We start from the raw sequence: 13,818 nt of genomic DNA, 5'->3' as shown, positions 1-13,818 counted from the left end.
AAATAAGTCTGTACTAACGTTGGATGACATGTTCAGAAGTGATCATGTCATATTACTTTTTACAGGGGCTTATGATTCTAATGAATAAAAAATGCTCCCAATGAGTAGCCACTTAAACAATATTATTTGAATTGAAAGCATTTGGATAAATACATTCGATCAACGTATCTAAGGCATTTTGGATACTGTCATTGATTTCAAAGGAACAATTGATGCGAATATGATGCGGCACATGATCAGTTTGATAAAATAAAGAACCCGGTGCAATGCTGATATTTTTCTCTAAGAGTTGCTCATAAATTACATTACCATTCACTTGCTCGGGCAGGGTAATCCATAAAAAATAACCCGATGGATAATAATGAATTTGATAATCTTCAGACAAATGCTCAGATAAATAAGTGTAATACTGATTTTTTAGACGTTTTAAGGTGTTACGCAAAGTTTTTAAGTGTTTTTCATAATGTCGATGCGATAAATAATCGACCAAGGCGTTTTGAATAAATGAGTTGACGGAAAGTGTGCTCATGAGTTGTAAATGCTGAATATGCTCTGAAAACTTACCCGCATAGACCCAACCAATTCGAAAACCCGCACCCAAAGTTTTTGAAAAAGAAGAGCAGTGTAGAACCAAATTTTTCTGATCAAAGTATTTCATCGAGAGCGGTTTTTTATGATCAAAATAAAGCTCTTCATAAACATCGTCTTCAATCAGATAAATATCACGTTCATGCAACAGTTTTGCCAGTTGATATTTGATTTCATCACTTACAGTAAAACCAATCGGATTATGGCTATTGAGCATGAGCAGGCAGACTTTAATTGGATAGCGCTCAATTGCATCTTTAAAAGCTTCGAGGTCAATACCATGCTCGTCATGTTCAGGAATACTAATAACTTTAAGACCCAAATGTTCCGCAGCTTGCCAAGCACCATAAAATATTGTTTTTTGAAGCAAAATATAATCACCCAGTTGGGTCATAGCCTGCAAAGAAAGATTTAAAGCATCCAACCCACCTGAGGTAATCACAATATCGGATGGATCCGTCGGAATCCCTTGCATGCAGTAGCGTTGGGCAATCAGTTTCCGTAACTCAAAGTTACCTGGGGGTAAACTCGGCATTTGTTCATAACTAAGACGGTGCTTGGCACGTTGTCCTAAGGTTTGCATTAGCTTGGCTGAGTACAAGAGTTGACTGTTGGGAAAAGCGATGCCAAAGGGAATCATCTTTTCAGATTGAATGGATTTTAAGTATCTGAAAATTTTAGAGTTGATTTCAATTTTTTCATTGAGGACAACACTATTGGCATTATGCTCTGACTGAGCATCACCAGTGACAAAGTAACCGAGTTTTTCTTGTGAATAAATCAGCCCCTGCGCTTCGAGTTCCTGATAGGCATTCATCACGGTCATGAGGCTGAAGCCTGATGTTTCCGCTTGCTGGCGCAGAGAAGGTAACTTGTCGTTCGGTTTCCAAAAACCACTCTCAATCAAATGTTTTAGGCTGAGCGCAAGTTTTTCTGATTTATACATATGGCGGTCGCTACAATTAAAAAGCACAGGACCGATATCTAAGGTCCCATGCTCGATTCATAAAAATGATTAATTTAGTATGCAAAACTCAGCATGAGCTTGAAGAAACCCGCAATAAGTGCGAGAGAGATCACGCCAAAGCACCATAATAAAATAAACCATAATTGTGGGCTGAGTCGATCCACAAATTTTTTCATGTTTATCTCCTCTATTAATGATAGCCCTGATCTCCAATACGGACTTTGTCACGGAATACCCAATAAGACAAGAACGTATAGGCTAGGATGATAGGGATTAAAATGGCAGCACCGACCAAAGTGAATTTTAAACTCGACTCAGGCGCAGCCGCTTGCCAAATATTGACCGATGGCGGAATAATATTCGGCCATAAACTAATCACGAAGCCTGTAAAGGCTAAAAACACCAAAGCTAAGGTATAAATAAAGGGCTTGAGGTCATGTTGCTTTTTACATGCAGATAAAATTAATCCAACGAATAACAAGACCAAAATGGGCACGGGGCTAAAATAAAATAAGTTCGGTAAAGAGAACCAGCGCTGTGCAATTTCAGGATGAGTCAGGGGCGTATATAAACTGACCGCACCAAAAATAATGAGCAAAGCTATGATCAAGCGTGGCATTAGATGATACATACGCTGTTGTAAGTCTTTCTCTGTTTTCCAAATAAGCCAGCCGCAGCCTAAAGTGGCGTACATCACCACGACCCCAATGCCTGTAAATACGCTAAATGGAGTCAACCAGTCCAATACGCCGCCACTATAAATACCGTTGCTAGTCTGTATACCTTGGATATAGGCGCCTAAGATCACACCTTGGAAAAAGCTCGATAAGATAGAACCCCAAATAAATGCGAGATCCCAAAGGTATTTGGTTCGAGTGGCTTTGAAGCGAAATTCAAAGGCGACACCTCGGAAAATCAAGGCCACTACCATAAAGATAATGGGTAAATACAGTGCCGATAAAACGGTTGAATAGACCAAAGGAAATGCAGCGAATAACCCAGCACCACCCAGTACCATCCATGTTTCATTGCCATCCCAAACAGGCGCGACCGTGTTCATCATCACATCACGCTCTTGACTACCGTGAATGAACGGGAACAGGATGCCAATCCCTAAGTCAAAGCCATCCATAACCACATAGATGAGTACACCGAGTCCGATAATTCCGACCCACACCATAACGAGATCAATCATGCGGTTTCTCCTTGCTATCTGGAGTAGAGCGATTTGTTGAATCAAGTGATTCATCTACAGCGCTTAGCGGACGTAAAGGGGTTTTAAAATGACCTGGACCTACTTCTTGAACAGCATCTAAGGGAGTGGAAAATGAAGGCCCGAGCTTGATTAAGCGCAACATATAGTAAATACCTGCACCAAATACCACGGTATAAACCAAGACAAAGATGATGAGACTTAATCCGACCTGATCTGCTGTAACTGTATGCGACAAGCCCTCTTTGGTACGAATTACCCCATACACTACCCAAGGTTGGCGGCCGACCTCGGTGGTGACCCAACCTGCTAGGAGCGCGATATAACCTGTAGGTCCCATAATAATGGCAAACTTATGAAACCAACTGCTTTCATATAAGGCGCCTTTTTTACGTAGCCACAGTGCTGTGAGTGAGAGTAGAACCATCAACATGCCCAAGCCAACCATGACACGAAAGCTCCAAAATACAATTAAGGCATTTGGACGGTCTTCGGGTGCAAAATCTTTTAAGCCTGTGACTTGACCTTCTAGTGAATGGGTAAGAATCAAACTACCTACATAAGGAATTCCAATTTCAAGATCATTCGACTCTGTTTCCATATTTGGTAAAGCGAAGAGTAGTAAAGGCATAGCATGGTCACGGTTGGTTTCCCAATGCCCTTCAATGGCTGCCAACTTTGCAGGTTGGTGCTTTAAAGTATTTAAACCGTGATGATCACCAATCACAACTTGCAGACAAGATGTGATCAGTACCATCCATAAGCCCATGGAAAAGGACTTTTTCACCAACTCATCGCGAAGGCCTTTGAACAAATGCCATGCTGCGGTGCCCACAACCAGCAAGCCAGACACAAGGAATGCTGCCGTTGCCATATGTGCAAAGCGATAGGGGAAGGAGGGGTTAAATACAATCGCCCACCAGTCTGTCGGGACAATAATGCCGTTTTCGATGGCAAAGCCCTGAGGGGTTTGCATCCAACTGTTGGAAGACAAAATCCAGAACATGGAGATACAGGTGCCGATAGCAACCATTAAGGTGGCAAAGAAGTGGGCTTTGGGACCGACACGCCCCCAACCAAAGAGCATAATCCCCAAGAAACCTGCTTCCAAAAAGAATGCACTTAAAACCTCATAGGTGAGGAGAGGGCCTGTGACACTTCCAGCGATGCGAGAGAATTCACTCCAATTGGTACCGAACTGATAGGCCATGACGACCCCAGAAACGACGCCCATGGCGAATGCAACAGCAAAAATCTTAATCCAATATTTAAATAAATCTTTGTAAATTGGATTTTGAGTGCGTAGCCATTTCCATTCCAGCATGGCGAGAAAGCACGCCAAACCAATGGATGTAGCAGGAAAAATAATATGAAAAGAAACAGTAAAGGCAAATTGAATTCTTGCCAACTCAAGTGCAGTTAATCCAAGACTCATAGCATTCTCCATGCTTGGCGAGAGTATCTGCATGGAGATACTTCATCGCTGTCTAGATAAGAGTGATCAAAAAGCATAGATCGTTTCATGAAAAACTACCTACTTAGAATATTCATCCAAATCTTGCATGAGAATGTAATGTAGAAGTAGGTACAAGAATCGTAGATAAAAATATAACAAAATGGATTCATCGCAAGTTCTTGTTATATTTTTCGAACTCTTTTTTGATCAGTTTATTTTTATTCCTTATTTAAAAATATACAGAAAGTTCTGGCAGGCAGTCAGTTAAAAAATGTTATTCAAAGTTTGTATCGCGTGTCTTAGCATTATTTGGCTTGGCGTGAAACGAGCATATTAAGATCCCTATAGAAAGTCATTTTGTTACGCGACTTTAGCATTGGTTTGAAGTTGTTTTTATCTAATATAAGGATTGTGAGCAGAATAAGGTGCGATCTGAAAAGAGGGAGTCGAAACTCCCTCACACTTGAGGTGTTTAATGTGCCAGAAAGTTTGCTGCTTCATCAATTAGATCAGATACTTCTTTGGGTTGAGAGGCAAGCGAAGCATGACTTGCATTTAACGAAATAACTTTTTGCGCATTAAGACGTGAAGACATCATCGCTTGGTTTTCAGGGTGGATCATGCGGTCTTCGGTTGAGATTTGATACCACGATGGTTTGATTTTCCATGCTGGATTTGAAATTGTATCGCCAAAAGTACTGGCAACAGGGGCTTTCTGAGTGATTCCCATCACTAAGCCTTCATCATTTGTTAAGTCTTGACAAAAGCTTTCATGATATTTATCTGCTTTTACCCAAAGATAGCCGTCACTATCAGGTTCTAAATTGGGTGCTCCTACGGGCAAATGCAGTTGGGTAATCCCACCTAGACTTTCTCCTGTATCTGGAGCAAATGCTGCAATATACACTAAGCCGACGACATTCGGCTGATTGCCTACTTCAGTTATGACAGCTCCGCCGTAGGAGTGACCGACCAGAAGAACATCACCTTGCACTTGTGCAATCATTTTACGAGTTCGTTCGACATCGTCTGCTAAAGACGTAAGCGGAAGTTCAACGGCTTTCAATGCGGTATAACCGCGGTGAGATAAATCGGTAATAACTTTAGACCAATGGGCTGCACCGCCCCAAAATCCATGTACAAATATAATTGTAGGCTTATTATTCATATTCTATTCCCTAGACTAAATTATCATCTTATCGTGAAAAATTTAGGGAGACTAGCTTGGTTTTATGCTTCTCTGTATTGTTAAATTCAACTGATTGTAAGTTAAAGAGATGAGTGGGCTAAATTTTCGCAGTCATTTTTGAAAACATATTTATTATTTAAATACTTAATTTTTATATTGAATCTAAGATTTAGTAAAACGTAGGGCATAACCTTTTATCGGTTTATTTTAAGGGATTCTAGTATCTTTTATTAGATTTGAAGGTTGTAGGTTGAGCTGAGCAGCTTATGCCGAGGGGCTGACATTTATCAGACAGAGTATCTATTTCAGCTTTTGGTGCTGTCTAGAAATAAAGGGAAAGTTGTTTCAGGCGAGGACATCACTTTTGCAAAGATGAATGAGAGGTGTCCCTGCCTGAATATTTGCTTTTCTAGAATTGAATGTTTAGAAATCAAATGAGGTTTGTAGATAATACGTTTGTGGCGCGCCTACATACATTCCACCGACTTGATCCGCTGAACGTGTGTAGTATTCACGGTCAAATAGGTTCTTCACACCGAAGCCCACTTTGAGACCATTGAGTTGTGTGTTGGAAAAATCATAGGATGCCCGAACACCCACTAAACCATAACCAGGAATGTTGCCATAGCGTCCAGTAGCATCATGGGTGCCCGATGCGGTTTGACCAGATTGACCGTAGAAATTAGTGTTTAGTGTCCATTGATCAACTTTATAGTCTATTCCAGCATTACCTACCCATTGTGAATAAAAGTCGAGATCTTGTCCTTTGTTTTCCCCAGCAGATGCGGTTGCTTTGGTGTAAGTGGTATTGGCATATAGCGAAATACCGCTGAGTTCGTCACTGATTGCACCGAGATTATATTTAAATCCGAACTCAGCCCCTTTGTGTTCAGTGGCACCTAAATTTGAGTAAGTTTGAGTTGCATCATCTCGTTTTAATTCATCAGCAAAATCAATATAAAACAGGGTGAATTCTAGGGATAGATATGGGTCTAAATAGTGTGTACCAATTTCATAATTATTGGCTTTTTCAGGTTGTAAGCCTTGCATGGTCAGATAGGCACCTGACGCATTGGTATTGGCCATTTGGCTATATTGTAGTGGTGCAAAAGATTTACCGTAGTTTGCAAAAATATTCCACAAATCATTGGCTTTATACATGACTGAAAAGCTTGGTAATACTGCATCATAGGATTTTTCAGCATGTACTCCGTTGAGTACCGATGCATCTTTATTTAATTTGTACATATTTTCGGTGGTTTTGATTTTCTCAAAACGAACACCAGGAATCAGAGACCATGCACCCACATCTGTGCGGTTGTCGATGAACAATGCATGTGCATCTGTTTTCCCGTCTGCTTTGGTCCAAGCATATTCATTTGTAGGGCCTGTGACCGTGTTATAGCTTGCACGATTAACTGCTTCTTCACTGGTTTCATGTAGATAGCGATAGCCCACAGAAACTTCATTTTCAGTAGTCCCAAATTGGTACGCATGCGAATACCGTGGCTCGATTGCCGTCACTTTATAATTACGTGGCGCCGTTTGGTACAGTTTTGATCCACTACGTTCCATTCCTGCATCACGGAAGGTGTCAGTGTGATAGGCCAAAAGCTCAAAGGCATTGTCATCTTTTTTATAGCTGTATTTAACTGAACCGTCAGTACGATGCCCTTTCATATAATCATGATTGCGCAAGGACTGATATGGATTTTCAGCAAATTGAGCAGGGGTTAAACCTCCAGGCATATCTACATCTGCATCGTAGCGGTGTAGATTGGCTTCAATTTTTGCATATTCATCTATTGCATAAGCTGCTTTTAAGCGAATATCGTTGATGTCAGAGTCATCATTTTTATCGCGAAAACCCTCTCCATTAACGCCAGAATATAACAGCGCTAAGCCTAAACCGTTGTCTAAGGTTCCACCCACAAATAAGTTGGGGTTAAATTTTACATGACCGTTTTCTGCAATTTCTGTAGTGAGGTCTACCGTTCCAGCAAAGGTTTCAGGAATTGTACGCGAGTTAAAGTTAATAATCCCGCCTACATTTTGTGGCCCAAAGCGAACAGAGCCCGCGCCACGCACCACGTCGATACTTTCAATATTGCCTAAACTAGTGGGTGCTAAGGAGAGTTGTGATTGACCATAAGGGGCAAACGAAAGTGGAACACCGTCCACGAGTACCTGTGAGCGTGGTGAAAACCGTGACGTTAAACCGCGGACACCGATGCTTAACGATGCATCACTCCCAGCTGTTCCTGCATTTTCAGGAGCTTGAATACCAGGCACAGTGCGTAAAGCCTCTTTGACAGAAGTTACGCCTCGGTTAATCAACTCATCACGCTGAATGACTGTACGCGCTCCAGCATGATTTAGTACTTTTTGTGCATTGGCTTCATCTAACCAGTTGCCTTCGGCTTGCACAGTTATCGGGTTAAGCGTCACAGTAGGGTCTGTATCGGCTGCATAAAGTATGGAGGGAAATAAGCAGAGTACGAGGACTGATTTTTTGAACTGAGGGAGTGACACAAGAGATCCTTAAAATGATGTATAGGTGAAATGTGAAGAAAATATGGAGAATTTGTAAGTTTGTGAAATGATAAGCTGACTAGCGAAATCTGTAAATGATAATCGTTTGCTTTTTATTCAAGTGTTATATAAAAATTATTAGAATAAAGGGAATAGTGAAAGCACTTAAAAGTGAGGTGGCAATCTATACAAAATTCTTTTCTGAAAGGGCTCTGTAATATCAAACAGGCTGACAGTTTTCTAGAATATGAATACAAAAAGATAGATAAAAACGGCGACTAACATTTGAGTGAAAATTGAACTTATTGCTGAGTTTAGCCTAAAAAACCAATGGCTTTCACTGGGAGGCCATTGGTTTTAGTGTATGTTGAATTTTGCTTAATCTGACATTAGTTTAACATTACAGATTGTTGGTCAAGTCCGCCTGAGTGTTATCAGATTTATCTTGAGCATGCTTTCCCCAGTTAAACTTCTGTGCACAGATGCCTAATCCAACAATAAACAATGCAAGTAAACTGGTATAGGTTACTTCTTTGAAATAAGTGCCTTCAACCAACATGGTAATAAGTGCGCCAATAATAAAGAAGATTGCAAGATACGTGAGCCAAGGGAATAACCACATTTTGAAGTCAATCACTTTTCCTTCAGCTTCTAATTTCTTACGCATACGTAGCTGAGAGAAAGCAATGGTGAGATACACGTATAGTGCTGCTGTACCTGTTGCTAGCATGAAAATATCATAGACATTCATACTTTCAGTTGCAGTGAGGTAAGTGGCTACTAAAGCGAATATTGATGAGATCAAAACGCCCATCCACGGACTACCATTACGGTTGATTGAACCAAAGCTTTTCGGTGCATCACCACGTTTAGACAGTGAAAACAGCATACGTGAACAGGTATAAAGTGCAGAGTTAAAACAGCTACATACTGAAGTGAGTACCACGAAATTTACAATGTGTTTCGCTTCAGGAATACCAAGTGCTGACAACGTTACGCTATATGTTCCCCAAGTTGGATCTTTTAACAGCGGGTTGTTATGTGGAATCAGGCAAACGGTAATGAACATTGAACCCACATAGAACAGCATAATACGCCATACGACCGAGTTAGATGCTTTACGGATTTCTTGAGCAGGATTTTGTGACTCTGCCGCAGCGACAGTGACAATTTCAGCCCCAATATAGGCAAACATTACCCCAAGCAAGGCAGTAATAACCGCAGAAAAGCCATTTGGCATGAAACCTTCTGCTGTTAAATGCGTCATACCTGCTGCACCACTTTGACTCCAAGGCCATAAATGCATGATTGCTAAGCTACCAATGACCAAGAAAATAACAATCGCGATAACTTTAATCAGTGCAAACCAGAACTCAAATTCACCGTAGTTTTTAACGTTTTGTAAGTTCACTAAGACCAAAGACACAATCACTAAGAGCATGTAGCCCCAGATTGGCATAAAGGGGAACCAACTGTTGAGAATTTTACCTGCGACATAAGCTTCCCAACCCATGAGTAGTGCCCAAGAGCACCAATACAGCCAGCCAATGGTAAAACCAGCCCAACGACCAATCGCACGATCAGCGTAGGTTGAAAATGAACCACTATCTGGATTGAGAACAGCCATTTCACCCAGCATGCGCATAATTAATAGGATGAGTAATCCGCCAAAAGCATAAGCCAAAACTGCAGCAGGGCCTGCCGAGTAAATGACATTACCCGAGCCAATGAAGAGTGAACCACCAATTACACCAGCAATCGAGATCATTGTGAGATGGCGTGACTTAAGTCCATTTTTTAAGCCCTGAGATGCATCCGGCACAGAGGTATGTTGAGGTGCTTCCATATAATTTTCCTTAATTTTAAGGATGTAGTTTCAAAATGGGGCGAAGCCTTTTTCGCACTACTCATCCTGTAAAACTGTAACCGAATTCTCAAAGGCTTTATCAATATTAAGGTAAAAATTGATAAACCTGATGTTTCTAGCAATGCGCGAAAAATCACACTTTGGTTACAAAACGGTTACATGTTGTTTATGTATGCACTTAATTTCTCTTTTTTGTTCTAAGGAAACGAGAGCCATTTTTTAGCATTTGAAAGGAGCCAATTACATAGAATATGTGAAAAGTCGCAGAACCAATCTTTACTCTATAGGGAAGAATTTATAGAATGAAGCAGCAGAGTTGGGTCTTGTCACTGCTGCTTTAGTCGTAGGTAGATTAAGCGACTTGTTAGTTTAACTTTATAATTTATAATAAAAATATTAGTTAAGTGTACGAATGCCTGCATTGCGTAGACACTTGAGTAATACGCCAAAAGCCACCAATATTTCTTGCTCACTGACACAAGCAAAGCCCAATAACAGCCCTTTTTGTCGCGTTGAATAATGCTTGGTATAGTATTGCGATAGTGCGCGAACTTTCACCCCTTGATCAAGCGCATTGCTAGCAATCACCACATCATCTATAGCACTTGGCAGTTTTAAAATCAGATGTAAACCTGCTGCGGTATTATATTCATGTAGGAAATCTGCACCGAGATGGCGTGTAATTAGATCAATGAGAAAAGCATGGCGCTTACTATACAGCAAGCGCATACGGCGAATATGTGCTTCATAATGCCCTTCACGAATAAACTCAGCTAGCACTTTCTGATCAAGCAAATGTCCACCGCGATACAGCTCCGATGCCACAATGCGCAAGGGAGAAAACAGCTTTTTAGGTACGACCAAATAACCAATCCGCAAAGCAGGGTATATGGTTTTGCTGAAGGTTCCCATATAAATCACTGGCGCATCTGGCTCCAAACCTTGCAATGAGGGAAAGGGTTGTCCTGAAAAACGAAACTCACTGTCATAGTCATCTTCCACAATCCAACTTTTATGTTGGCGTGCAATTGAAATCAGCTGTTTACGACGTTCTAAACTTAAGTGTGAACCTAAAGGATACTGATGTGATGGGGTCACAAAAATCAGTTTGGGCGGGCGTTTGGGCTCTAGATCAGGAATAATCCCTTCTTGATCAACAGGTAGTGAGCGCAAATTTACCCCATTAATACGCAATATATTTCGTGCCCCCCAATAGGCAGGATCCTCAATCCAGACCTCATCTCCAGGGTCGCTTAACGTGCGTGAAACCAGATCAATGGCTTGATGTGTTCCCTCGGTAATAATGATTTGGTCTGCATCACATTGCACTGAGCGAGCAATTTTGAGGTATTCAGCCAGTTCCTGACGCAGTTCTAAACATCCTCCCGCATTGCTATAAATCAGTCGATTAATTTCAGGTTCACGGCTAAGGCGCATTTGAATTCGACTAAAAATATGATGTGGAAATTCGGTAACGTCAGGTGCGCCGGGTACGAAAGCTCCCCACTGATAAGGCGATGCAGCTGAATAACCAATCAGATAGGAACCCCGTTGTGACAAGCTATAATTTTGCTGGATCTTTTTTTCTTGGGCCTGATTTTGGGTGTTTTCAGCTTTGACTAAGAAAGACTCAGGCAGTTTTTCTGCGACCCATGTGCCTTGACCAGTCCGTGCCTCAACATAACCTTGAGCCTGTAATTGCTCATAGGCACTTAGGACCGTATTGCGCGACACTTTAATTTCTTTGGCCAAATCACGCGATGCAGGTAGGCGGGTTTTAGGTGCGAGTACGCTATCAATAATGGCATTGCGTAAACAGCGAAATAATCGCAATTGTAGGGTTCCGTCGGTATCTTGCTGTAATCGTTGCAGCAAATAATCTCCAAGCAAGCTACGCAATTGGCTCTCTCCTACAAAATCAAAATGGCTCTCGTGAGAGCAATAACCGCAAGTGCAAAATTATCTCGTCAGGCAGCAGTTGTAAAGCATCTTGCTTGTATACATTTGGCGCAAAAGCCCGCGACTTAGGGGGCTGGAAATATACACAACTCGCGTCCAAAGCAAAAGTTTTTTTAGATGATTTCAAAATACAAGCAGGGTTGTTTAAACGTACACATTGAGAAATGCCTACAGGTTTATAGACATTGATTTTGAGCAAGCATGTTGGCGCTTGCATTATAGATAGGATTTAAAAATGAATACCATGGTCAAAGGTCTCACATATTCGGGACAGGGTGAAACCGCTTGGAACAATTATTTAAAACAACTGGACAAAGTAGCGCCTTATTTGGGTGAGTTGAGTGAGCGTTTAGATATGCTTCGTCGTCCGAAGCGTAGTCTTATTGTTGATATTCCAGTGATTATGGATGATGGCTCGGTTAAGCACTTTGAGGGGTATCGTGTTCAACATAACCTGACTCGTGGGCCAGGGAAAGGTGGCGTGCGCTTCCATCCAGATGTGAACTTAGATGAGGTGATGGCACTATCTGCATGGATGACCATCAAGTGTGCGGCATTGAATTTGCCTTTTGGGGGCGCTAAAGGCGGTGTTCGTGTTGATCCAACTGAACTCTCTCCACGTGAGCTTGAACGCTTAACGCGCCGTTATACCACCGAAATTAATTTAATTATTGGCCCTCAAAAAGATATTCCTGCCCCTGATGTCGGGACTAACCCGCAAACAATGGCATGGATGATGGACACATTTTCCATGAATGCAGGTTCAACAGTGACAGGTGTCGTGACTGGAAAACCTGTGCATTTAGGTGGTTCGTTAGGTCGTGTCAAAGCGACAGGCCGTGGTGTGTATATTTCAGGGCGTGAAGTCGCACAACAAATTGGTCTAGATTTGGCGGGTGCTCGAATCTGTGTTCAAGGCTTTGGTAATGTTGGTAGTGAAGCTGCCCTGCTATTCCAAGAAAATGGTAGCAAAGTGATTTGTGTACAGGACCACTCAGCGACCCTCTATCAAGAGCAGGGGATTGATGTTAAAAAGTTGATGCAATACTCAAAAGCACACGGGAAAATCAAAGGTTTTGCAGAGCAAGATGAAATTCATACCGCGAACTTTTGGCAGATTCAGGCTGAAATTTTTATTCCTGCTGCGCTTGAAGGGGTAATTGATGCTGCTGTGGCACAAAGCATTCAAACCAAAATGATTTTAGAAGGTGCCAATGGCCCGACATTAACGGAAGCGGATGAAATCTTAGCTGAACGTCAAATTACTGTTGTTCCTGACGTGATTTGTAATGCTGGTGGGGTAACCGTGAGCTATTTTGAATGGGTGCAGGATCTTGCAAGTTATTTCTGGACAGAAGAAGAGATTAATCAGCGTATGGATGCGATTATGAAAAATGCTGTATCGGATGTTTGGTTAAAAGCGAGTGTTGCTCAGTGTTCTTTACGTACAGCAGCTTATATTTTGGCGTGTGAGCGAATTTTAATGGCACGTAAAGAGCGCGGCATTTACCCTGGCTAAAATGTGAGAAGGTCAGAGCAATGTTCATCATGTCAATACGAAGTGTTTCTATCGGTTGCTATGTTGAGTTGCAATGGCTCTACACGTAGGTTGATGTTGTAATGGCACCTTTTTAAAAGGTGCCTGTTTTTTATTTTGTAAGCTGTTTATTTTTAATAAATAAAAAAATATTTGGAAAATAATGATGCAGCATACTGGTAAATTGGCTCTCTTCATCTGATAGAAAGTGGCTCTCGTTTAGTACCAATAAAAGCGCAGAATGAAATCAACAACAGGTCCTTTGTATATCAGCAAAAGCATGATATGGACACTGAAATTTTATAAATGTATGAATCAAGAATGAGGATGCAAAATGGACAGTAAACACTCTGCACTGAACGCACGTAAACTACAAGCGACACCTCGTGGCGTTGGTGTCATGTGTCAATGGTATGCGGAGAAAGCAGAAAATTCCACGATTTGGGATGCTGAAGGTAATCAATACATCGACTTCGCTGGTGGTATTGCTGTACTAAATACAGGTCACCG

The 13,818-nt window shown here is 41.5% G+C and carries 10 protein-coding genes; 2 read left to right on the top strand and 8 right to left on the bottom strand.

The annotated features are described in order from the left end of the window. Nucleotides 1-112: 112 nt before the first annotated feature. From B4F08_RS12395 to B4F08_RS12360, 8 genes are all read right to left on the bottom strand, one after another. Nucleotides 113-1,534 (bottom strand): PLP-dependent aminotransferase family protein, encoded by a 1,422-nt coding sequence (locus tag B4F08_RS12395; RefSeq protein ID WP_291374520.1) that lies wholly within the window; start codon nucleotides 1,532-1,534, stop codon nucleotides 113-115. A 74-nt stretch (nucleotides 1,535-1,608) separates the two neighbouring features. Continuing rightward, nucleotides 1,609-1,731 carry a DUF2474 family protein gene (locus tag B4F08_RS12390; protein ID WP_086208670.1) on the bottom strand — a complete coding sequence of 41 codons (123 nt, stop codon included), beginning with the start codon at nucleotides 1,729-1,731 and terminating at the stop codon, nucleotides 1,609-1,611. A 14-nt stretch (nucleotides 1,732-1,745) separates the two neighbouring features. Then, nucleotides 1,746-2,750 carry a cytochrome d ubiquinol oxidase subunit II gene (gene cydB, locus B4F08_RS12385; RefSeq protein ID WP_086208669.1) on the bottom strand — a complete coding sequence of 335 codons (1,005 nt, stop codon included), beginning with the start codon at nucleotides 2,748-2,750 and terminating at the stop codon, nucleotides 1,746-1,748. Then, nucleotides 2,743-4,203 (bottom strand): cytochrome ubiquinol oxidase subunit I, encoded by a 1,461-nt coding sequence (locus tag B4F08_RS12380; RefSeq protein WP_291374518.1) that lies wholly within the window; start codon nucleotides 4,201-4,203, stop codon nucleotides 2,743-2,745. The genes cydB and B4F08_RS12380 overlap by 8 nt, the downstream gene beginning before the upstream one ends. A 493-nt stretch (nucleotides 4,204-4,696) precedes the next feature. Then, nucleotides 4,697-5,392, bottom strand: coding sequence for an alpha/beta hydrolase (locus B4F08_RS12375; RefSeq protein WP_291374517.1), 696 nt, complete (start codon nucleotides 5,390-5,392; stop codon nucleotides 4,697-4,699). A 444-nt stretch (nucleotides 5,393-5,836) separates the two neighbouring features. Next, nucleotides 5,837-7,945, bottom strand: coding sequence for a TonB-dependent receptor family protein (locus B4F08_RS12370; RefSeq protein WP_291374516.1), 2,109 nt, complete (start codon nucleotides 7,943-7,945; stop codon nucleotides 5,837-5,839). A gap of 400 nt (nucleotides 7,946-8,345) precedes the next feature. Further along, a complete protein-coding gene (locus tag B4F08_RS12365; protein WP_086208665.1) occupies nucleotides 8,346-9,791 on the bottom strand; it encodes an amino acid permease in 1,446 nt (481 codons plus the stop codon). 417 nt (nucleotides 9,792-10,208) lie between these two features. After that, nucleotides 10,209-11,711, bottom strand: coding sequence for a PLP-dependent aminotransferase family protein (locus B4F08_RS12360; RefSeq protein WP_086208664.1), 1,503 nt, complete (start codon nucleotides 11,709-11,711; stop codon nucleotides 10,209-10,211). Between the two features lie 295 nt (nucleotides 11,712-12,006). On the opposite strand from B4F08_RS12360, the gene B4F08_RS12355 reads away from it, so the two are divergent. Continuing rightward, nucleotides 12,007-13,290 (top strand): Glu/Leu/Phe/Val family dehydrogenase, encoded by a 1,284-nt coding sequence (locus tag B4F08_RS12355; protein ID WP_291374514.1) that lies wholly within the window; start codon nucleotides 12,007-12,009, stop codon nucleotides 13,288-13,290. A 352-nt stretch (nucleotides 13,291-13,642) separates the two neighbouring features. Further along, nucleotides 13,643-13,818, top strand: a 176-nt coding sequence (locus B4F08_RS12350) for an aminotransferase class III-fold pyridoxal phosphate-dependent enzyme (protein ID WP_291374571.1), incomplete at its 3' end; no start/stop codon positions are given.

Origin of the sequence: Acinetobacter sp. UBA6720, from assembly GCF_002454215.1 — a bacterium.
In the GTDB taxonomy this organism is placed as follows: domain Bacteria; phylum Pseudomonadota; class Gammaproteobacteria; order Pseudomonadales; family Moraxellaceae; genus Acinetobacter.
Note: the sequence above shows the minus strand (reverse complement) of the source record. Positions and strands in the feature narration are given on the sequence as shown.